Here is a 21,976-nt window from a genome sequence, read left to right on the forward strand (position 1 = left end):
ACAGATGTCATTGTTCAAACAATTGCTGCTTGCCATTTGCCTGTTCCTGGTGGTCGCCTTCAGCGGCAGCTTCGTGGTCAGCCTGGAAAGCTCGCGCAGTCAATACGTCAACCAGTTGCGCTCCCATGCCCAGGACGCGGCGACCGCGCTGGCCTTGTCGCTGACGCCGAATATCGATGACCCGGCGATGGTCGAGCTGATGGTCAGTTCCATTTTCGACAGTGGCTACTACGCGAGCATCAGGGTCATCGACCTGGGCTCCAACGCCGTGCTGGTGGAGCGCCATGCCGAGCCTGACCGTGATGGCGTGCCGGCCTGGTTCGTCCGCTTGATCGGGCTGGAGGCGGCCGCTGGCGATGCCATCGTCAGCCGTGGCTGGCAGCAGGCGGCGCGGGTCGAGGTGATCAGCCACCCGATGTTCGCCCTGGCCAAGCTCTGGCAGGGTGCGCTGGGCAGCCTCGGCTGGCTGCTGCTGTGCGGTGCGCTCAGCGCAGCCCTCGGTGCCCTGTTGCTGCGTCGCCAATTGCGGCCGCTGGACTACATGGTCGCCCAGGCCCAGGCCATCGCCCGCCGCGAGTTCCTCAGTGCGCAGCAGCTGCCGCGCACGCCGGAGCTGCGCCGGGTGGTGCTGGCGATGAACCAGATGGTCAAGAAGCTCAAGGCGCTGTTCACCGAACAGGCCGAGCGCAGCGAGAAGCTGCACGCCGAGTCCTACCAGGACAGCCTCACGGGGCTCGCCAACCGGCGCTATTTCGAGATGCAACTCAATGCCCGGGTCAGCCATCCGGAGGAGGCGCGCGCCGGTTACCTGCTGTTGCTGCGTGTCCAGGACCTTACCGGCCTCAATGCCCGCCTGGGCGGCCCGCGCACCGACCAGTTGCTGCAGGCGGTGGGGGAACGACTGCTGAGCATCTGCGCGAGCTACCCACAGACCAACGACCTGATCACCCGCAGCCGAGGTGGCGAGTTCGCCGTGCTGGCGCCGGGCATGGTCCACGATGAAGCCGTGCAACTGGCCCAGGCCCTGGAGGCCAGCCTGCAGAGCCTGCACACGACTGGCGCCAGCGACGTCGACCCGGTGGCCTGCATCGGCCTTGCGCCCTATAGCCCCGGCGATGCGCCGCATGCCCTGCTCACGCTGGCCGACGAGGCCCTGGCGCGGGCCGAAAGCCAGCCGGAGCCAGGCTGGGTCTGCCTCGAGCAGGGCATCGCGGTCCAGGCCGCCGACAGTCATCATGCCTGGCATACGCGGCTCGACCAGGCCTTGGCCAAAGGGCAGTTCGAGCTGTTCTTCCAACCCGTGGTGGACAGCCAGGCGCCTGGGCGGGTGCTGCACTACAAGGTCGTCTCGCGGCTGCACGACGAGCACGGCGAGACGCAGGCCGCCGGCCGCTTCCTGCCCTGGCTGGAGCGCTTCGGCTGGATGCCACGCCTGGACCTGCTGGTGCTGGAAAAGGTGCTCGGGCACCTCCAGGGTCATGACCAAGCCTTGGCGTTGAACCTGTCGGCCGAGACCCTGGCCGACGACAAGGCGCTGCGGCGGGTCTATGAGCTGCTGGGCCAGAACGCCGCGCTGGGGCCTCGGCTGACCTTCGAGATTGGCGAAGAGCAATTGCCGGAGCAGGACTTCCTCGAACACCTGACCCGACGCCTGCGCAGCCTGGGCTTCGGCCTTGCATTGCAGCGCTTCGGTGGCCGCTTCAGCATGATCGGCAACCTCGCCCACCTGGGGCTTGCCTACCTGAAGATCGACGGCAGCTACATCCGCAACATCGACCGGGAGCAGCACAAGCGCCTGTTCATCGAGGCGATCCAGCGGGCGGCGCACAGCATCGACCTGCCGCTGATCGCCGAGCGGGTCGAAAGCGAAGGGGAGGTGCAGGTGCTGCGGGAGATGGGGGTGCAAGGTATCCAGGGGCAGTGGGTCGGCGAACCTGCGCCTTGGCGCTGACCGGGAGAAGGCCCTCTGCCTGGCAGCGCAGCCAGCGTTGTACGGACAAGCCCGCTCCTCCAGTCGTCAGATCAAGCCGCCTCCCTCATCTTCCTCGATCAGATTGTTCAGCCCACCCAGCGCCTTGCGCGCCGAGGAGCGGCTGAGCAGCTTGGCCTGGGCATCGGCGGGCAGGTCGGTGATGCTGATCACCCCCTTGGTGGTCAGTACCTCGATGAGGTCCTCGAGCACGCGGATCATGTCCAGGTCGCTCTGCTTGAGCTGCCGGAGGCTGTTTTCCACCACGTCGTCGGCGAACCACGCCTGGACCCGGGCATCGTCAGGCGGGAGGATTTCCGTGTACCCGGCATACGGGGCAGCCTCTACCCGCAGCAGCTGACCCGCGGCGTCGCGTTGCACGTAGAACATGGCGTCGATCCTCGTCTGGTTGCCCCTTCATCGTAGGCAGCATAGGCAAGGATCCCAAGACCTGTTGCGCTGGCCTAACAAATGTCATCTTGACATTATTTTTTCAGACTGCTGTAGAATTGACGTAATTCGCAAGATTCTTTCTTTTCTGATGTTTTTTTGACGTTTTTCTGCGTCAAAAATCTTGCCCCTTTGACCCTTCAGGCGAGCGACGCCTACCGCAATCGGTAGGCGTCGCTCCCGAATTTTTAGAGTCACGGTTTTGGCGAAAAATATTCTCTCTTCAGCCATACCCGGCCTTGATGCCGAGCATGGCCGGTTCCATGAACAGGGTGTGTACTGGCTGGCGTGCGATACGGCCGAAGATGCCGCCATGGTCTGCCGTCAGGTCGTCAACGCCATGGCAGAGGACGCCAAGGCCGCCTTCATCAGCGATGCGCGAGGCATGCGTGAAGTGCTGGATGCGCTCGATCCGGATCTCGGCCCGGGCGAAATGGCGTTGTATGAGGCCGACCGGCAAGCCGCCCTGCACCTGGCCGAGGACTTGTCCCGCATAGAGGCGTCCGGGCGGCTTGTTCTTGCCTTCCTGCCTGCGGCTGTCTGGGAGGGCGGGGACATAGGCCAGTGGTGCCACGAGGTCCGAGACCGCGTGCGCGACACTGGGGCAGTCCTGCTGGTGGTCAGCGAAGGCCAGAGTGTCTGGCTGGTCGAGCAATTGAGAGCGCACAACCAGAATCTCGATGGCATGGCGCAACTGTATCGCGGCCAGGGTGGCATGCGTTACCTGCTGCATTTCTGGAGCAATGCACTGGGTGTCGTCGGTACCGAGGATGTCGAACTCACCCATGATGCCGGTGGTTTCGCACTGGCTGGCCGTCCTCATTCGCTGGGCAGGACCGGGGGCGATGAACTGCTTTGCCTGGCGCAGCGCAAGGTTCTGGAGGGCGCACCGGCCTTCTCCGAGCATTGGCAGTTGTTCGACAGTGTTTCCGAACTTGGCGTCAGGGCCGGCGTGGCGGTATCGGCGACGGTGATCTTCGCCATGGAGGGTGGGCAGCGGCTCGACATCCTGGCCCAACAACTCCATACCCTGCGCCAGTTGCGCGGCAATGCGTTGAAATTGGTGGTCCGCGAGATGGCGCCCACCTTGCGATACCAGGACGAGCAACTGTTGCTGGCATGTGGCGCCAGCCTGATCGTACCCTTCGGTGCCAGCCTGTCGCGCTTCCTGACGCAGGTCGACAGCATTCAGGGTTATGCCTGGCGCCGACGCCTGCCCAGCGATTTCGAGGCACTGCTCACTCGGCTGAGGCCGCTACCGGTGTGTGGCCTTGTGGCGCCGCGGGTGTTCGCCGAGGCGGTACAGCAGATGTGGCAAGGCCGGCGCAATGGCGAGATCGTCCATCAGTTGCTGGTGTTGCGCCCTGCACCCGGCTTGTCGCCGTTGCAGGCCTGCTCGCGTAGCCTGTTCCGCCGCGATGGCGATATCGCGTGCATCGCCAATGGCGTGTTGTACCTGTTCCTGTTCGCCTGCCGGGCGGAGGGTGTCGAACAGGCGTTGGACTATATCTTCCAGTTGTCCTGGCGGGAGCTCTTCATCGGCCAGGAGCTGCTCGATGACCTCGGTGCCTTGGAAGCCCCTGCATTTCTCGACGAGACCGTGCCGGAATCGCCAAGCGTCGAGTCGGCCAGCATGCCGCTGTCGCAGGTACGCCCGGCGCTGAACCCCCGGCGGATATCGCTGCAGCAGTGGGAAGCTGCATGAATTTCTCGCAACTGCTGCAGGTCATGGCCATCACCGCGCTGGTCACATTGATCCTGGTGCTTTCCATCCTGCACCTGAAGACCCTGATCCAGGGTTGGCTCAAGCACCGCCTGGTGCCCCGACGCCTGAAGGCCCTGGGCGTGCGTAGGCGTGGGGAGAGCCGGCATGAATAGCCCGGCATCGATCGCCAACCCGCTGGCCCGTTGGCCGGGGCTGGGCCTCTGGAACCTGTATTTCCTGGCGAAGTTCCTCATGCTCGGTGCAGGCTTGCTGGATTTCCAGGCATTGCCCAACCTGCTCTTCGCCGCGTTCTTGCTGGTGCCGCTGCCATGGCGCTGGCTGCGCATCGGGCGACAGCTGCTGGCGGTGCCGATCGGGATCGTGCTGTTCTACCAGGACACCTGGCTCCCGCCGTTCCAGCGGCTGCTGGCACAGCCGGGTGTGTTCGACTTCACCGCAGACTACCTGCTGGAGCTGCTGGGCCGTTTCATCAACTGGAACCTGTTGGGCACCCTGCTGCTGTTGGTGGTGGCTTACTTTTACCTGCGTCACTGGTTGCGCCTGAGCACCCTGAGCCTGGCCGGGCTGTTGTGGCTGGCCGCGAGCGGGTTGTCATCGATCGCGCCGGTCGTCTCGCGGCAGGCGACGGCCGAGGTCACCACGCAACAGGCAACTGTTACGGTGGCCGACAATGCCACCCTCGATGCCAAGCTGAAAAGCTTCTTCGACAGCGAGCGCCAGCGTGCCACCCTGTTCCCGGCTGCAAGGCCCGACGAGCAGCCCTTCGACCTGTTGGTGATCAACGTCTGTTCGCTCGCCTGGGATGATCTCTCGACCGTAGGCCTGCACGACAACCCGCTGTTCGCACGCCTGGACGTGATCTTCGAGCAATTCAACTCGGCCACCTCGTACAGTGGGCCGGCGGCCATTCGCATGCTGCGCGCCAGCTGTGGCCAGGCCTCGCACGACATGCTGTACCAACCGGCGCCTGAGCAGTGCCTGCTGTTCGAGAACCTCGCCAGGCTGGGCTTCGAGCGCGAGACACTGCTCAACCACAGCGGGCATTTCGATGGCTTCCTGGGCGATATCGTCAACCAGCGCATGCCGCAGCCGGCGTTGACCAATGCCGACTTTCCCCGCGCGCTGGTCGGCTTCGATGGCTCGCCGATCGCCAGTGACCTGGCTGTCCTGCAGCGCTGGTGGGAGCGCCGCCTGGCTTCCGGTGAGGCGCATGTCTCGCTGTTTTATAACACCATCAGCCTGCATGACGGCAACCGGGTAGTGATGGCCGATGGGGGCACGCGTGCCGCCGACTACGGTAGCCGAGCGAACCGCCTGTTCGATGAGCTTGGCAAGTTCCTCGATGAGTTGCAGCGCAGCGGCCGGCGTGTCGTGGTGGCGATCGTGCCGGAGCATGGCGCGGCGCTGCATGGCGACCGCATGCAACTGCCCGGCATGCGCGAGATCCCTACGCCGTCGATCACCCACGTGCCGGTGGGCCTGAAGTTCATCGGCATGGACCAACCCGATCGCCGCGAGCCGCTTCGCGTTGCGGCGCCCTCCAGCTACCTGGCCCTGTCCGAGCTGGTGTCCCGGATCTACGCCAACCAAGGCGCCGGGCAAACGCTGGACGTGGCCGGCCTGCTCGAGGGCCTTCCCACCACCGAGCACGTGGCTGAGACCTCCGGTGCACAGGTAATGGATTTCCAGGGCAGCACCTACATGCGCCTGCAAGGGCAGCGTGACTGGCAGCCATTACCCAAGGAGAGCAATCGATGACGAGCAAAGCCGACCCGGCCAACCGTAGCGATGACATCACCCGGCTGCGTCAGCACCTAGGCCTGCCAGAGCTGCATTACCAGGACATCTCCATGATGGTTGGCGTGCGCCAGGCGCTGGAGCGTTGGCCACTGCTGGGCGAAAGCTGTACGCGGGCGCTGGGTGAACTCGGCAACCCAGCAGCGCCCGCTCCCAAGGCGACCGTGCCATGACCAGCCTTGCACTGCACGGGCTGCGTGGTGGCCTGGGTCGCAGCGCCCTGCTCGCTGCCCTGGGATATGCCCTGCGGGAACTGGGTGAGCGGGTGTTGCTGGTCGACCTGTGCCCGGACAACCTGCTGGGGCTGCACTTCAACCTGCCGCTCGCTGGCGGTGACGGCTGGGCGCGTGCCGAGTTGGATGGGCGACCGTTCGACGATCCGGTGTACGAAGTACTCGACGGCTTGTGCGTGATGCCATTCGGCGATCTCGACGAAACGGCCCACGCCAGCCTGGCAGGCAAGATCACGCCCGGTGCCTGGCGTCCACGCCAGGCACAATTGGCCCGGCACTTCGACTGGGTGCTGTTCGACCTGCCCATGGCTGGCCCGTTGAGTGCCCTCGAAACGGACGTGCGCGTGCTGGTCGCCGAGGCCGAGATGGCCAGCCACGTACTGCTGGGGCGTCGGGCGCTGGAGCGCTACGACTTGTTGCTGGTCAACCGTTTCGACCCGGCCAGCCGCTTGCAGAGTGATGTGCTGATGGTCTGGCGCAGGCTCTACCACCGCCGCCTGCCCTTGCAGGTGGTGCACCGTGACGAGGCCTTTGCCGAGGCATTCGCCAGCAAGGCGCCGGTCGGGCACTACGCGCCCCAGAGCCTGGCCACCCGTGACGTGCAGAGCCTGGCCGTGCGCTGCCTGACGAGGCGGCAGTCATGAAGCTGTCGCCTTCGAATCCCTACGGCTACTTCATCGCTCAAGGCGCAAGCTGGCCAACGGCCTTGCTGTTCACCTTGGGCACGTGGCTCGCTTTTCTCCTGTTGCGCCTGGAGTCGCCAGCCTGGCAGGCGCTGCTGGCTGACCGTCGGCGGCTGTTCCCGCAGGTGGCCGGCAAGCGGCCGACCCTGGGTGACCCGCTGCGCCTGCTGATCCAGGGTGCCTGGCTGCTCATCCGGCGTGAGCCGAGGCCACGCAGCCCAGGCCTCCTGGCGCGTGCCGGGCAGGCCCTGGGTGGCATCGCCGGTGGCTTGGCCAGACGTGTGCGTTCGTACCATGCGTGCCTGATCGAAGGATTGCAGCAAGTGCCCAGGCGCATGCGCACCAACGCCTTGCAACGCGAGGCGGCCCAAGGCCTGCAACGCCTGAGCGTTGGCGCCCGACGGCTGTTCTATACGGTGCTCACCTTGTGCGCACTGGCGTTGGCGCTGCTGTGCGTGACCGAGCCGTTCGGCTATCTGGCGCAGTTGGTGTTCATCTTGCTGCTATGGGGCATCGCCCTGCTGGTGCGCCACATGCCTGGCCGCTTTCCGACACTGATGCTGATCGTGCTGTCGACGATCATTTCCTGCCGCTACCTGTGGTGGCGCTATACCTCGACACTGAACTGGAACGACACCACGGACCTGGTCTGTGGGCTGATCCTGCTGGTTGCCGAGACCTATTCCTGGTTCGTGCTGATCCTGGGGTATATCCAGACCTGCTGGCCCCTGGAGCGCAAGCCGGCGGCCCTGCCGGCCGAGCCTTCGCACTGGCCGACGGTGGACCTGATGATCCCCACCTACAACGAGGACCTCGCGGTGGTGCGTACCACCGTGCTCGCGGCCCTGGGCCTGGACTGGCCGAGGGAGCGCCTGCGTATCCACCTGCTCGACGACGGACGCCGGGAAGCCTTCGCCGCCTTCGCCGCCGAGGTAGGCGTCGGCTACATCACCCGGCCAGACAACAAGCACGCCAAGGCCGGCAACCTCAACCATGCCCTGGGCGTCACCGATGGCGAACTGGTTGCGATCTTCGACTGCGACCATGTGCCGGTACGCTCCTTCCTGCAGATGACGGTCGGCTGGTTTCTCAAGGACCCGCGTCTGGCGCTGGTGCAGACGCCCCACCATTTCTTCTCGCCCGACCCGTTCGAGCGCAACCTGGGGACCTTCCGCCGCCGGCCCAACGAAGGCGAGCTGTTCTACGGCCTGATACAGGACGGCAACGACATGTGGAACGCCGCCTTCTTCTGCGGCTCCTGCGCCGTGCTGCGACGCAGCGCCCTGGAGAGCATCGGCGGTTTCGCCGTGGAGACCGTGACCGAGGACGCCCATACCGCCCTGCGCCTGCATCGCCAGGGCTGGAACTCAGCCTACCTGCGTATCCCACAGGCTGCCGGGCTGGCCACCGAAAGCCTGTCGGCGCATATCGGCCAGAGGATCCGCTGGGCACGCGGCATGGTGCAGATCTTCCGCACCGACAACCCGCTGTTCGGCCGTGGCCTGAGCCTGTTCCAACGGGTCTGCTACGCCAACGCCATGCTGCATTTTCTGGCGGGCCTGCCACGGCTGGTGTTCCTCACCGCGCCACTGGCATTCCTGTTCCTGCATGCCTACATCATCTACGCACCGGCGCTGATGATCCTGCTCTACGTACTGCCGCACATGATCCATGCCAGCCTGACCAACGCCCGCATGCAGGGCAAGTACCGGCAGACCTTCTGGGGCGAGGTCTACGAGACGGTACTGGCCTGGTATATCGCCCGGCCCACCACGGTCGCCCTGCTGGCGCCGAAGAAGGGCACGTTCAACGTCACAGCCAAAGGTGGGTTGATGGAGCAGAGCCAGTTCGACTGGCGTATCGCCCGGCCGTACCTGTTGTTGGCAGTGCTCAATTTCGCGGGCCTCGGTTTCGCCGCCTGGCGCTTGTTCACAGGCCCGGTCGATGAGATCGGCACGGTCATCGTCAGTTCGCTCTGGGTGATCTACAACCTGCTGATCATCGGCGCGGCGGTGGCCGTGGCGGCCGAGGTTCGCCAGGTGCGCCGCGCACATCGGGTACGGATGCACCTGCCGGCCGCCTTGGTCCTGGACAACGGGCACGCCTACCCGTGCACCTTGGTGGACTACTCCGATAGCGGCATCGGCCTGGAGCTGGGCGATGGCCTGGCACCCATGCCTGGCGAGCGGGTGCGCCTGCTGCTCAGCCGTGGCGAGCGTGAGTTTGCCTTCGGTGCACGGGTCAGCCGCCGTGTTGGCCGGCACCTGGGCCTGACCTTCGATGCGCTGGATGTGCAACAGCGCATCGACCTGGTGCACTGCACCTTCGCCCGCGCCGATGCCTGGCTGGGCTGGCAGGAGCAGCACCAGCCCGACCGCCCGCTGCGCAGCCTGGTCGATGTCCTGAAACTGGGCGGTGTCGGCTACCTGCAGTTGCTCGAGCACGTCCCGGCCCGCCTGCTGGGGCCCCTGCAACCCCTGGTCCTGCTGGTGCGCTGGCTGGCCAGTTTCATGCCGCGTACCCCGCGCCCACTCCCTTCCACGAACCTTCTGACCCGAGACGCATCATGACCCGTTACTGCGCACATGCCTGGGGCATGGCGATGGCGCTGCTCGCCTCCGTGTTCCAGGTAACCGCTGCCGCGACCCCGGCCACCCTCGATGCGCCTGCCGAGCCGGTGGTACCCAACTGGCCTGTGTCGAGGACGTTCGAGCAGCTTGGGCACCCAGCCGATACGTTGTTGCTCGGCGTGCGCAACAACGAGCAGGTCGAGTTCGGCGTGCGCCGCGATCGGCTGGCCACCGAGGCGCTCCTGCAACTGGACTACACCCCGTCGCCAGCACTGTTGCCGACCCTGTCGCACCTGCGGGTCTACCTCAATGACGAGCTGATGGGCGTGCTGCCAGTGGAGAAGGAGCAGCTTGGTCAGCGCGTGCAGCGCCAGTTGCCCCTCGACCCCAAGCTGATCGGCGATTTCAACCGGGTGCGCCTAGAGTTCGTGGGTCACTACACCGACATCTGCGAAGACCCTGCACACAGCGGCTTGTGGCTGAACCTCAACCGCAAGAGCGAGGTCCGCCTGCGCGAACAGGCGCTGGCGATGGAAAACGACCTGGCCTTCTTCCCGCTGCCGTTCTTCGATGCTAGGGATACCGGCAAGGTCGACCTGCCGGTGATCTTCGCCGCGACCCCGACCCTCGGCGAGCAGCGTGCCGCTGCGATCCTGTCTTCGTACTTCGGCAGCCAGGCCGGCTGGCGCAAGGCGACCTTCCCGGTGCTCTTCGATCGCCTGCCAGTCGCTGGCGAGCGGCCGAAACCGGCCATCGTCTTCGCCAGCAATGAACGCCGTCCCTCGTTCCTGGCCGATTACGAGCGGTTTCCACGCGTGGATGGCCCGGTGGTGCAGATGATCGACCACCCGCAAGACCCTTGGAGCAAGTTGCTGCTGGTACTGGGCCGCGACGACGCCGACCTGGTCAAGGCCGCCTCGGCGCTGGCGGTGGGCAACGAACTGTTCCGCGGCGCCCGGGTGGCGGTCGAGCAGATGAGCGAGTTGCAGCCACGCAAGCCCTACGATGCACCGAACTGGACCCGCACCGACCGCCCCGTTCGCTTCGCCGAATTGCTCGACTACCCCCAGCAACTGCAGGTCAGTGGCTTGCAGCCGAGGGCGATCACGCTCGATGTGAACCTGCCGCCGGACCTGTTCGTCTGGCGTAACCAGGGTATTGCGCTGCGCACCTTGTATCGCTATACACCGCCAGCGGTCACCGACGAGTCGCGCCTGAGCATCAGCGTCAACGACCAGTACATCACCAGCATGCCGCTGGTCGGTAACGATCGCCGTGGCGGCACGCTGGAAGAGCTGCGCCTGAGTGTCCTGTCCAGCGACAGCACCGCGCTGAGCGAGCAGGCGCTGGTACCTGCGCTGAAGATCGGCGACCGCAACCGCCTGCGTTTCGACTTCAGCTTCGCCAGCAAGCTCGGCAGTGCCCAGCGCGATCACTGCCAGACCTCCTTGCCGGTGGACGTGCGTGCAGCCATCGACGAGAACTCGACGATCGACCTCTCCGGCTACCACCACTACATCGCCATGCCCGACTTGCGTGCCTTCGCCCGCAGCGGCTTCCCTTTCAGCCGCATGGCCGACTTGTCCGAGACGCTGATCCTGATGCCCGCCAAGCCCACGCCGATGCAGGTGGGGACCTTGCTCGACGTGGTGGCGGGTGTGGCCGGCCATGTCGGTTATCCGGCCCTGGGCGTACGCATTGTCGATGACTGGAAGCAGGCCAGCACCGTGGATGCCGACCTGTTGGTGATCGGCACGTTGCCGCAGGCGCTGGGCCAGGAGCGCAACCTCGGCCTGCTGCTCGATGCCCAGCGTGATTGGCTGTTGCAAGGGCGTGCGTCGGGGCTCCCTGGCAGCTACCGCTTCGACACCGCATCGGTATTGCCCAGCAGCCGCGTGGACGTCAGTGCCCAGGCGCCGATCGCCGCGATCACCGGGCTCAAGTCACCGTTCCATGAGCAACGGAGCGTGGTCGCACTGTTGGCCAATACCGACGCCGACCATGCGCTGCTGCGTGATGTCCTTGGCGATGTCGGCAAGCTCGACGCCGTGGCGGGCTCGGTCACCCTGGCGCGCAGCAGTGGGGTGAGCAGCCAGTTCGTCGGCGAACATTATTTCGTCGGCCAGCTGCCCTGGTGGCTGCTGCTGTGGTTCCACCTGTCCGAGCACCCGGTGCTGCTTGCACTTGTCGCTGCCGTCAGCGTGGTGCTGTTCGCCTTCTTGCTGTGGCGCGCGCTGCGTTGGGCCGCCCGGCGCCGACTGGGCGAGGCAGGCTGAACATGCGGCGGCTTGTGCTACTGCTTTTGGCGCTTGCCCTGCCCACGGTCGCCGGTGCAGCGCCAACCTGCGCATGGCCGGCCTGGGAGCGCTTCAAGACGGCGCTGGTGAGCGGGGACGGGCGGGTCATCGACCCCAGTGACGCGCGCCTGATCACCACCTCGGAAGGGCAGAGCTACGGCCTGTTCTTCGCCCTGGTGAACAATGATCGGGCGACCTTCGCGCAGTTGCTGCGCTGGACCACCAACAACCTGGCCCAGGGTGACCTGGCCCGTCATCTGCCGGCCTGGTTGTGGGGACGCGACGCCCAGGGGCAATGGCAGGTGCTCGACGCCAACAATGCCAGCGATGCCGACCTGTGGATCGCCTACAGCCTGCTCGAAGCCGGCCGACTGTGGCAGGCGCCCGGCTATACCCAGCTCGGCCAGCACCTGCTCTGGCGCATCGCCGCCCAGACACTGCGCAAGCTGCCCGGCCTGGGGGTGATGCTGCTGCCGGCCGACCATGGCTTCGAGGATGCACAGGGCTGGCGCCTGAACCTGAGCTACCTGCCCCTGCAACTGCTCGACCGATTCGCCCAGGTCGACCCGCTGTGGGGCGAGCTCGCCGGCAATACCCGCCGCCTGCTGCGCGAGGCCTCTGCGAAAGGGTTTGCGCCGGACTGGTTGCTGTGGACCGCTGCCGGCACCATCGCGCCGGACCCGCAGCACGGCAATACCGGTGCCTATGACGCCATCCGCGTCTACCTGTGGCTCGGCATGCTCGCCAAGGATGCTGCGCAACGTGTCGAACTGCAGCACCACTTCGCGCCGATGGTCGCGCTGACGGTGCGAAACGGTCAGCCACCGGAAACCGTGGATGTGCGCAGTGGCCAGGCGAGCGGTGCCGGGCCGGGAGGCTTCTCGGCCGCGCTGCTGCCCTTGCTGGCCGTGGCGCCTGACGCCGGCCCAGGCCTGAGGGCCCAACGGCTGCGTCTGCAAGAGCAGGCGATCGAGCCCCGTGCCTACTACAACCAGGTGCTGGCGCTGTTCGGCCAGGGCTGGGATGAGGCGCGTTATCGCTTCGACAAAGCGGGGCGGCTGCTGCCGGCCTGGAGTGCGTCATGTACCGATTGATTGGCATCGTGTTGCTGGCAGGGCTTTCCAGCCAGGTCGCGGCGCAACCGAGCGACCGCAACGAGCAGCGTCAATGGCTGCTCGAGCAGATCCGCATGGGCGAGGCGTTGCACCGCGATGACTTGGTGCGCGATGCCTTGGGTCGCTTGCGTCTGCTTGAACCGGGCGATGCCGAGGTGTTGCTGGCGTCGTTGCGCCTGGCTCTGCGCGAGCGCGACGAGGCACAGGCCAGCCAGTTGCTGGCGCGTATCAGCCAGGTGGCGCCTGGCAGTGTGCAGGAACGCAATGCCAGGCGTCTGCTCGAGCTGCAGCAGCCTGAAGGCAACCGGCGCCTGCAGCAGGCTCGCCTGATGGCGATCACTGGCCGCAATGTGGAGGCGGCCGCTTTGTACGAGCAATTGTTCGCCGGTGATCCGCCGAGCCTGGACCTGGCGCTGGACTACTGGCGCGTGCGCAGCAACGTGCCCGGCCAGCGCCTGGAAGCGATCGACCGGCTGCAGGCGCTGGATCGCCAGTACCCAGGCAATGCCGCGTTGCGTCAGACGCTGGTGGGGTTGTTGTTCGCCGAGAACCGCGATACCGAGGCCCTGGCCGTGCTGGAGCAATTGTCCCGCGACCCAGGTGCACGCGATGCGGCTGCCCAGCGGGAGTTCGACTACCTGTCCGAGCAATCGGTGAGCCGTGACAGCGTTGCCGCCTGGCAAGCGTTCGTCCAGCGCTACCCGGCCTCACCGCTGCTGCCCAAGGCCGGTGAAGTACTGGCACAGCAGCGCCGCCTGGTCGCCGATCCCGCCTGGCAGGCGGGCCAGCATGGCCTGCGCCTGCTCGAGCAGGGACGCTACATCGAGGCCGAGGCCCAGTTGCGCCGGGCCCTGCGCCAGTATCCTGGCGATGCCAGGCTGCACGGCGCCTTGGGTTCGACGTTGATGGGGCAGCGCCGCTATGAGGACGCCAATGCTGCCTTCCGGCTGGCCGCCAGCAAGGAGCAGGACACCCACTGGATGAGCAAATGGAACGACCTGGAAGCGTCCAGTCGCTACTGGGGCCAGCTCAAGAAGGCCGACCTGGCCCTGGAGCAGGGCAATGTCCCGCTTGCCCGGTCGCTCTACCAGCAGGCGCGCAAGCAGCGCCCTGGGGATGAGTTCGCCGTGCTCGGGCTGGCCGATGTCGCCGTGGCCGAAGGCGACCAGGCCACGGCCGAACGCCTGTTCCTCCAGGCGCGGCGCCTGGCACCGGACAACGAGAGCGCCGTGCGTGGCCTGTTGCGGATCTACCAGGCGCAATCGCCGGACAAGGCCCGAGCCTACCTGGACGGGCTGCCGCCCCGGCAACAGGCAGCGTTCGCCGACCTGCGCCGTGGTCTGGAACTGGAGCGGTTGCGTGGCGAGGGTGACGCTGCCATGCAGCGGCAGGACTGGCTCGCGGCGAGCCAGGCCTTGGACCGGGCCGTCGAGCTCGCGCCCGATGAGCCGTGGCTCGTTTATTCGCTGGCCGGCAGCCTGCATCAACAGGGGCGCCTGAGCGAGGCCGATGCCGCATTCGCCAGGCTGCTGCGGCGTCACCCGGCTGCCCCGGCGGCCCGTTATGCCCATGGCCTGTTCCTGGAATCCACTGATCGCGATGCGCTGGCATTGGACAGCCTGGCTCGCGTACCGAAGGGCGCCTGGAGCGACGACATGCGCACGTTGGATCAGCGCGTGCGTCGCCGCGTGACCCTGGCCAAGGCCCGGCAGCTGCGCGACCAGGGGCGCGAAGCCGAGGCTACGGCACTGCTGGAGGCCAGCCTGGCCGGCGGCGAGGGCGACCCCGATGACCTGCTGACGTTGGCCGACTGGGCCATGACCCGCGGTGACCACAAGGCTACCCAGGCGTATTACGCGCGCGTGCTGGCGCGTCAGCCGGAGCAGCCCGAGGCGCGTCTTGGCCTGATCGAAAGCTGGATCGCCGAAGGCGACCTGCCGCGAGCTCGCCAGGCGCTTGAGCGACACCCGGTGCACTTCCCTGCTGGGCAGAATGACGCCCAGCGCCGCCTGGCCAATGCCTGGCTGGCGGTCGGCGAGCGAGACAAAGCCGCGACGCTGCTCGACCGGCTGCTGGCCGAGCAGACGCAACCTGACCCGCTGCTGCGCCGCGATGCCGCGCGCCTGGCGAGCGCGCAGGCGCCACAGCGGGCACTGGACGTGTACGCCGCGGCGATGGCCGATGCCGACCTGCTGGACCGCCACGCGGTGGCACCGCGTGACGACCGTGCCTTGACCTTCGCCAGCCGGGCGCGTGATGAGGACGACTGGCTGGCGCGCAGCCTGCGCAGCGATGTCGACGAACTGTATCGACGGCACAACCCCAGCATCACCCTGATGCACGACTATGGCTGGCGCAATGACAGCGGTACCGCCGGGATTTCCAGGCTGGCCACCCAATCCACCCTGCTGCATGCCGACGCACCTTGGCAGGACGGCAAGGCGTTCGTCCGGCTCGAGCGGATCGGCCTGGATGCCGGGCGCTTCGACCTGGATGACGATGGCCTGCATCGCGAGGCCTTCGGCACCTGTCAGGTCTCGGGCGAACAGCTCGAGTCGGGGTGTGTCGGCGGTAGGCAACGCGCCAATGGCCGGATCATGGCGCTGGGCTGGGAAGGTGAGCGCTGGGCCGCCGACCTGGGCACCACCGATGGCTTCGAGGTCGACAACTGGCTCGGCGGCGCTACGGTCAATGGTGACCTGGGGCAATACGGCTGGTCGCTGACCGCCTCGCGGCGGCCGATGAGCAACTCGCTGCTGTCCTTTGGCGGCGCCAAGGACCCGCGTACCGGCATACGCTGGGGGGGTGTCACTGCCAACGGCGCCACGTTTGGCCTGAGCTGGGACCAGGGTGGCGATGATGGCGTCTGGGCCAGCCTCGGCCATCACTGGCTGCGTGGCGAGAACGTTGCCGATAACCAGCGGACCCGGGCCATGGCGGGTTATTACTACCGCCTGGTGGAAAGGGCTGATGAGCGCATGCGCATCGGCCTTACCGTGATGCACTGGCGCCACGACAAGGACCTGGGCGACTACACCTTGGGCCAGGGTGGCTACTACAGCCCGGAGCGCTACAACTCCATCGGCGTGCCGTTCAGCTACGCCTGGCGCAACTACGATTGGTCGGTGCTGCTGGAGAGTTCGGTCAGTTGGTCCCAGGCCAGGAGCGGCAGCCGGCCGCGTTACCCGAAAGGTTCGCTGAACGCCAAGGCGCTGGATCGCTATGACATCGCCACCTCGAACATCGGCGACGTCAGCGAGGGGAGTACCAGCAATGGCCTGGGCTACCACCTCAGGGGGTTGTTCGAGCGGCGCTTGAGCGACCACTGGGCGCTTGGTGGCGGCTTCGACTGGCGATACAGCGACGACTATGCGCCGAGCCACGCCATGCTCTACGTGCGCTACCTCTTCGACCCGTGGCGCGGCAACCTTCTGCTGCCGGTGCAGCCCCTGGAGCCTTACAGCGAGTGGCGGTGAGTGTAGTGGGGCTGCGAAGCAGCCCAGAATCTGCTGCATGACACCTGCTCTGCGAACACCGCTGAGCCCGATCGGCATCTCGAAAGGCCATGAAACCCGCCATATCAATATTCTTTAAAGATATTTAAAGAATATTTCTTATGCTTTTATAGTTACTCCCACTGCGTACCTGCCGACCAATCGGCGCGCCGCACGACCTGAACCCACACGGGAAATCCCCGTGCGTTTCTAATCGTTGCGCGCCCTGAAGTCGCGCACTGCGTGGGAGTGAACAATGCCAGCCGCCTCGAACGCCTTGTCGTCCATCGACAGCGCCCAGCCGCAATCCTTTGAAATCCGCCCGTTCGCCGGTGCCGTCGGCGCCGAGATCGTCGGCCTCGACCTGGCCAGGCCGGTCAACACCGAGGATTTCAGCCGAATCCATCGCGCCCACCTCGGCCACCACGTCCTGGTGTTTCGCGACCAGCGCATCACTCCAGAGCAGCAGATCGCCTTCAGCCGCCGTTTCGGCGAGCTGCAGATCCACGTGCTCAAGCAGTTCCTGCTCGAAGGGCACCCTGAGATCCTCATCGTTTCCAACATCATCGAAGACGGCCGCAACATCGGCCTGGGCGATGCCGGCAAGTTCTGGCACTCGGACCTCTCCTACAAGGAGCTCCCAAGCCTTGGTTCCATGCTGCACGCCCAGGAGCTGCCCAGCGAAGGCGGCGACACCCTCTTCGCCGACATGCACAAGGCCTGGGAGGCGGTGCCCGAAGCGCTGCGCAAGGTGGTCGAGGGGCGCAGTGCGGCACACTCCTACACCGCGCGTTACGCCGAGACCCGGTTCGAGGGTAACTGGCGACCGACCCTGACCGCCGAGCAGCTCGCCCAGGTCAAGGAAGTCATCCACCCCATCGTGCGCACCCACCCGGAAAACGGCCGCAAGGCGTTGTTCGTCAGTGAAGGCTTCACCACGCGCATCGTCGGCCTGCCGGAGGACGAAAGCCGCGATGTGCTGCAGCAGCTCTACGCCCTGAGCGTGCTCGAAGCGAACATCTACCGCCATCAGTGGCAGCCCCATGACCTGGTGTTCTGGGACAACCGCTCGCTGATCCACCTGGCCACCGGCTGCCCCGCACACCTGCGGCGCAAGCTGTACCGCACCACCATCCAGGGCGATGCCCCGTTCTGACCTCATCAGGAGAGTTCCCATGCGCAAATCCATCAGCCGCCTGGCGGCGAGCATCGGCCTGGGCGCCAGCCTGGTCGTCGGCAGCCTGGCCGCCCCCAGCGTGGCCCAGGCCGAAGGCAAGATCCGCATCGCCGAGCAGTTCGGCATCGTCTACCTGCTGCTCAACGTGGTCCGCGACCAGCAGTTGATCGAGAAACACGGCAAGGAGCAGGGTATCGACATCCAGGTCGACTGGGCCCAGCTCTCCGGCGGCGCGGCGATCAACGACGCGCTGCTGTCCGGCTCGGTGGACATCGCCGGTGCCGGCGTCGGGCCGCTGCTCACGGTCTGGGACCGCACCCGCGGCCGGCAGAACGTCAAGGCCGTGGCGTCGCTCGGCAACTTCCCGTACTACCTGGTCAGCAGCAACCCCAACGTCAAGACCATCGCCGATATCAGCGACAAGGACCGTATCGCCGTGCCTGCCGTGGGCGTGTCGGTGCAGTCGCGTTTCCTCCAGTACGCCGCCGCCCAGCAGTGGGGCGACAAGGAGTACGCGCGCCTGGACAAATACACCCTGGCCGTGCCGCACCCGGACGCCACCGCGGCCCTGCTGGCCGGCGGCACCGAACTCAACGGGCACTTCTCCAACCCGCCGTTCCAGGACCAGGTCCTGGCCAACAAGGATGTGCATGTCGTGCTGAACAGCTACGACCTGCTCGGCCCCAACTCGCCGACCCTGTTATTCGCCACCGAGAAATTCCGCAAGGACAACCCCAAGACCTACAAGGCCTTCGTCGATGCCCTGGCCGAGGCAGCGGACTTCGCTCAGAAGGACAAGGCCGCCGCGGCCGACACCTACATCCGCGTGACCCAGGCCAAGATCGACCGCGACGCGTTGATTCGCCTGATCGACAACCCTCAGTACGAGTTCACCGTCACGCCGAAGAACACCTACAAGCTGGCCGATTTCCTCTACCGGGTCGGCGCCATCAAGCACAAGCCCGAGTCGTGGAAGGACTACTTCTTCCAGGACGAACGCCCGCTGCAGGGGAGCTGATCGCCCATGACCGCCCCATTGCCAGGCCACACGGCCAGCAACCTGAGCCATGTCGCCACACCACCGCTGCTGCAGGTGGACAACCTCAGCCTGGAGTACCGCACGGCGCAGCGCGTGGTGCGGGCCACCCACCAGGTCAGCTTCGAAGTCGACCGTGCCGACCGTTTCGTCCTGCTGGGGCCTTCCGGTTGCGGCAAGTCCACCTTGCTCAAGGCCGTGGCCGGCTTCATCGAACCGCGGGAGGGCCAGGTCCTGTTGCAGGGCCAGCCGGTGCGTGGCCCCGGTCCTGACCGCATCGTGGTGTTCCAGGAGTTCGACCAGTTGCCGCCCTGGAAGACGGTGAAACAGAACGTCATGTTCCCCCTGCTGGTGTCCGGGCAGCTCAAGCGCGTCGAGGCCGAGGCGCGGGCCCTGCACTACTTGGAGAAGGTCGGCCTGGCGGCGTTCGCCGATGCCTACCCGCATACCCTGTCCGGCGGCATGAAGGCGCGGGTGGCGATCGCCCGGGCCCTGGCCACCCAGCCGAAGATCCTGCTCATGGACGAGCCGTTCGCCGCGCTCGACGCCCTGACCCGACGCAAGATGCAGGAAGAGCTGTTACTGCTCTGGGAGGAGGTGCGTTTCACCCTGCTGTTCGTCACCCATTCCATCGAGGAAGCGCTGGTGGTGGGCAACCGCATCCTGCTGCTCTCGCCCCATCCCGGGCGGGTGCGTGCCGAGGTGCACAGCCACCAGTACGACCTGGGCAGCCTCGGTGGCGTCGACTTCCAGGCCAGCGCCCGGCGCATCCACCGCCTGTTGTTCGACGAGGCCAGCGAGCCTGAACAGGCGGGCGAGCTGGGTTTCAACGATATTCGCATCGCCTACTGACAGGAGCCTCAGCCATGACGACCACACCTGCACGGCAGGAATACGAGGTGCAACTGGCGCCGCTGCCAGGGGTAGCGCTCGAGCGCGAACTGCCCATCGTCCAGCGCTTGTGGCAGCAGGGCTGGCTGCGCAAGGCAGTGATCCTGGTGCTGCTGGCCGCTCTCTGGGAGGCAGCCGCCCACTACACCGGCAACGACTTGCTGCTGCCCAGCTTCCTGCAGACCGCTACGGCACTGTGGGATGGCCTGCTCAGTGGCGAATTGCTGGCCAAGGTCGGGGTTTCGCTGGTGGTGCTGCTCAAGGGCTATGTGTTGGGCATTGTCCTGGCCTTCGGCCTGACCAGCCTGGCGGTGTCGACCCAGCTCGGCCGCGACCTGCTGGGCACCCTGACGTCGATGTTCAACCCGCTGCCGGCGATCGCGCTGTTGCCGCTGGCCTTGCTGTGGTTCGGCCTGGGCGACAACAGCCTGATCTTCGTGCTGGTGCACTCGGTGCTCTGGGCCCTGGCGCTGAACACCTATGCGGGGTTCCTGGGGGTTTCCGAGACGCTGCGCATGGCCGGGCGCAACTATGGCCTGCGCGGCCTGCGGCTGGTGCTGCACATCCTGGTGCCGGCGGCGCTGCCGTCGATCCTCTCGGGGCTGAAGATCGGCTGGGCCTTCGCCTGGCGCACGCTGATCGCCGCCGAGCTGGTGTTCGGCGCCAGTAGCGGCAAGGGCGGGCTGGGCTGGTACATCTTCCAGAACCGCAACGAGTTGTACACCGACAAGGTGTTTGCCGGGCTGGCGGTGGTGATTCTCATCGGGCTGCTGGTGGAGGGGCTGGTGTTCAATACCCTGGAGCGGTTGACCGTGAGGCGTTGGGGGATGCAGCGGTAGCTGCCAGGTGGGGCCGCTTCGCGGCCCATCGCCGGCAAGGCAGCCCCTAGTCCCGATACAACGCCGCCGCCTTGGCCAACGTCCTGGCAATCTCCTCGCGCAACTCCCGCGGCTGCTCCACCACCAAGCCATCCCCCTGGCTCAGCAACCACCAGCGCAGCGGCCAGCCATCGCTGACCGTAGCCCGCAACCGGTGCCCCTGTTCCTGCGCGGTGAGCTGCATGTCGGCGGTCAGCGGCGCCTCCCGCAGTTGGCGTGCCAGGGCGTCGCTGATCCAGGCCTGCAGCTCCAGGCCTTCACCCTGGGGCGGCTGCAGTGTGTCGCTGCGCAGATACCCCTGCAGGTCGAAATTGCCCCGCAATTCGCCCACGGCACTGGCCGACCAGTGCCAGCCGAATGGAATGCTCTTGTCATTGCGCTCCAACGGGAAGATCAGCGACAGCTCATTGAGGTCGCGCTCGACCGTGCGCTTGCTGACGTTGAAGCCTACATCGCGCAGGCGCCATACCAGTTCGGCGCTGGTGATGCCTGGAGAGCGGCTGGGCAGTTGGCGCAACAGCGCCCACTGACGGCTGAGGGTGGCTCGAGTGGTGGCGAACGGCAAAAGGTAACGTCCTTGTCTAGGCTTGCCGCAATAGCATGGCGGCAATGATAGGGGCATGGCAATTAGCCATGCCGTGCTCAGATCAAGGAAGACGCAATTGGTTGCCCTGGATCGAATCGTTCGCGACAGGTTTTGTCGTGGCGTCGCGCAGAATCTCGCCTCATCAGGGTCGCAGCCGGGGCTGTGGGTCGTTCAATGAGGATGAACATGTCTGCTGCCAGCAACATCCACCCGCTGCTTGCTCGCCTGCTGCCCGAGCGGATCGCTTCGGCGCCAGCCTGTGCCGCTCGCCAGAGGTATTTCGCCAGCATCGGCCTGCCCAGCCAACAGGCATTGCCGGGCGAGCGCTTCAGCCTGGTCGATCGCCTGGATGAGGCTGTCGACCTGCAGGCGGTGTACGCCGACCTGCGTGGCCAGGCCCTGGAGGGCAGCGTGGCGGCGCTCAACGACCTCGGCTGGATCTGGCTCAACGGCAAGTATTGGCGCGCCGACCCGGTGCTGGCCGGGCACCTGCTGCGCATGGCCGCCCTGCAAGGCAGTGCCACGGCTTGGTTCAACCTGGGCCAGCAGCACTATTTCGGCAAGGGTATGGAAATCTCCTATACCCAGGCTGCCGAATGCTATCGCCAGGCGTTCGAGCGGGGTATGTCGCATGCCGCGGCGGCGCTGGGCGATCTCTACGAGGAGGAGGTCTGCGACGCGGCGCTGGGCTGGCAGGTCGACTCGCGGGCGGCTTACCAGTGGTTCCTGCGAGGAGCCCAGCACGGCGAGGCGCGCTGCCGCTTCGAGGTGGGCTATCGGCTGTTGCATGGGCTTTACGTGCAGGCTGATATCAAGGCCGCGTTGTACTGGCTCGAACTGGCCGCCGCCGCCGGGGTGATGCAGGCGGCCGAGGAGCTGGCGGTGCATTTCAGCAGCCGTGATGGTGCACGTTATCTGGCCTGGCGTGACCAGGCGATCCAGATGGGCAGCAGCCTGGCGTTGACCATGAAGCTGGAAGACCAGATCCAGCCCTGAATAACCAGACCACCACGCAGAGGCCAGCCCCCCCTTGGATGAACAACCTTTCATCCAATCTCTGCGTCACCTCCTGTT

At 66.1% G+C, this 21,976-nt stretch carries 17 protein-coding genes; 15 read left to right on the top strand and 2 right to left on the bottom strand.

The window, feature by feature from the left end; all coding sequences use genetic code 11:
- The first annotated feature begins 4 nt into the window (after nucleotides 1–4).
- On the top strand, nucleotides 5–1,951 hold the full coding sequence (gene lapD / locus WCE05_RS17055) for a cyclic di-GMP receptor LapD (protein WP_368816206.1): 1,947 nt from the start codon (nucleotides 5–7) through the stop codon (nucleotides 1,949–1,951).
- Between the two features lie 66 nt (nucleotides 1,952–2,017).
- Here the strand turns inward: lapD and WCE05_RS17060 are convergent, their stop codons facing one another.
- On the bottom strand, nucleotides 2,018–2,359 hold the full coding sequence (locus WCE05_RS17060) for a tryptophan synthase subunit beta (protein ID WP_368816207.1): 342 nt from the start codon (nucleotides 2,357–2,359) through the stop codon (nucleotides 2,018–2,020).
- Between the two features lie 334 nt (nucleotides 2,360–2,693).
- On the opposite strand from WCE05_RS17060, the gene bcsE reads away from it, so the two are divergent.
- The 13 genes from bcsE to WCE05_RS17125 all read left to right on the top strand — a co-directional run bounded on the left by bcsE (nucleotide 2,694) and on the right by WCE05_RS17125 (nucleotide 20,277).
- Entirely contained in the window at nucleotides 2,694–4,124 is a 1,431-nt protein-coding gene (bcsE, locus tag WCE05_RS17065) for a cellulose biosynthesis protein BcsE (protein WP_368816208.1), read from the top strand.
- Entirely contained in the window at nucleotides 4,121–4,297 is a 177-nt protein-coding gene (bcsF, locus tag WCE05_RS17070; RefSeq protein ID WP_368816209.1) for a cellulose biosynthesis protein BcsF, read from the top strand. Before bcsE ends, bcsF begins: the two co-directional genes overlap by 4 nt.
- The gene (bcsG, locus tag WCE05_RS17075; protein ID WP_368816210.1) at nucleotides 4,290–5,903 is read left to right on the top strand and encodes a cellulose biosynthesis protein BcsG; all 1,614 of its coding nucleotides are present in this window, start codon (nucleotides 4,290–4,292) and stop codon (nucleotides 5,901–5,903) included. Before bcsF ends, bcsG begins: the two co-directional genes overlap by 8 nt.
- Nucleotides 5,900–6,115 carry a cellulose biosynthesis protein BcsR gene (gene bcsR, locus WCE05_RS17080; protein ID WP_225787698.1) on the top strand — a complete coding sequence of 72 codons (216 nt, stop codon included), beginning with the start codon at nucleotides 5,900–5,902 and terminating at the stop codon, nucleotides 6,113–6,115. The genes bcsG and bcsR overlap by 4 nt, the downstream gene beginning before the upstream one ends.
- On the top strand, nucleotides 6,112–6,819 hold the full coding sequence (gene bcsQ, locus WCE05_RS17085; RefSeq protein WP_253103458.1) for a cellulose biosynthesis protein BcsQ: 708 nt from the start codon (nucleotides 6,112–6,114) through the stop codon (nucleotides 6,817–6,819). The genes bcsR and bcsQ overlap by 4 nt, the downstream gene beginning before the upstream one ends.
- Nucleotides 6,816–9,428 (top strand): UDP-forming cellulose synthase catalytic subunit, encoded by a 2,613-nt coding sequence (gene bcsA / locus WCE05_RS17090; protein WP_368816211.1) that lies wholly within the window; start codon nucleotides 6,816–6,818, stop codon nucleotides 9,426–9,428. Before bcsQ ends, bcsA begins: the two co-directional genes overlap by 4 nt.
- Nucleotides 9,425–11,704, top strand: a complete 2,280-nt coding sequence (gene bcsB, locus WCE05_RS17095; RefSeq protein WP_368816212.1) for a cellulose biosynthesis cyclic di-GMP-binding regulatory protein BcsB — start codon at nucleotides 9,425–9,427, stop codon at nucleotides 11,702–11,704. The genes bcsA and bcsB overlap by 4 nt, the downstream gene beginning before the upstream one ends.
- A gap of 2 nt (nucleotides 11,705–11,706) precedes the next feature.
- The gene (bcsZ, locus tag WCE05_RS17100) at nucleotides 11,707–12,819 is read left to right on the top strand and encodes a cellulose synthase complex periplasmic endoglucanase BcsZ (RefSeq protein ID WP_225787694.1); all 1,113 of its coding nucleotides are present in this window, start codon (nucleotides 11,707–11,709) and stop codon (nucleotides 12,817–12,819) included.
- Entirely contained in the window at nucleotides 12,807–16,316 is a 3,510-nt protein-coding gene (bcsC, locus tag WCE05_RS17105) for a cellulose synthase complex outer membrane protein BcsC (RefSeq protein WP_368816213.1), read from the top strand. Before bcsZ ends, bcsC begins: the two co-directional genes overlap by 13 nt.
- Nucleotides 16,317–16,590: 274 nt before the next feature.
- Nucleotides 16,591–17,490 (top strand): TauD/TfdA dioxygenase family protein, encoded by a 900-nt coding sequence (locus tag WCE05_RS17110; protein WP_368816214.1) that lies wholly within the window; start codon nucleotides 16,591–16,593, stop codon nucleotides 17,488–17,490.
- Nucleotides 17,491–17,509: 19 nt separating this feature from the next.
- Nucleotides 17,510–18,529: an ABC transporter substrate-binding protein gene (locus WCE05_RS17115; protein ID WP_253103454.1), complete on the top strand. Its 1,020-nt coding sequence runs from the start codon at nucleotides 17,510–17,512 to the stop codon at nucleotides 18,527–18,529.
- A gap of 6 nt (nucleotides 18,530–18,535) precedes the next feature.
- A complete protein-coding gene (locus tag WCE05_RS17120) occupies nucleotides 18,536–19,399 on the top strand; it encodes an ABC transporter ATP-binding protein (RefSeq protein WP_225787690.1) in 864 nt (287 codons plus the stop codon).
- A gap of 14 nt (nucleotides 19,400–19,413) precedes the next feature.
- Nucleotides 19,414–20,277 carry an ABC transporter permease gene (locus WCE05_RS17125; RefSeq protein ID WP_225787689.1) on the top strand — a complete coding sequence of 288 codons (864 nt, stop codon included), beginning with the start codon at nucleotides 19,414–19,416 and terminating at the stop codon, nucleotides 20,275–20,277.
- A gap of 46 nt (nucleotides 20,278–20,323) precedes the next feature.
- Here WCE05_RS17125 and WCE05_RS17130 read toward each other — a convergent pair whose 3' ends face one another.
- Entirely contained in the window at nucleotides 20,324–20,881 is a 558-nt protein-coding gene (locus WCE05_RS17130; RefSeq protein WP_225787688.1) for a WYL domain-containing protein, read from the bottom strand.
- A gap of 207 nt (nucleotides 20,882–21,088) precedes the next feature.
- Here WCE05_RS17130 and WCE05_RS17135 point away from each other — a divergent pair, with 207 nt between their 5' ends.
- Nucleotides 21,089–21,898 carry a tetratricopeptide repeat protein gene (locus WCE05_RS17135; protein WP_225787687.1) on the top strand — a complete coding sequence of 270 codons (810 nt, stop codon included), beginning with the start codon at nucleotides 21,089–21,091 and terminating at the stop codon, nucleotides 21,896–21,898.
- The last annotated feature ends 78 nt before the right edge of the window (nucleotides 21,899–21,976 follow it).

The organism is Pseudomonas sp. I2, from assembly GCF_040984075.1.
GTDB classification, from domain to species: Bacteria; Pseudomonadota; Gammaproteobacteria; order Pseudomonadales; family Pseudomonadaceae; genus Aquipseudomonas; species Aquipseudomonas guariconensis_B.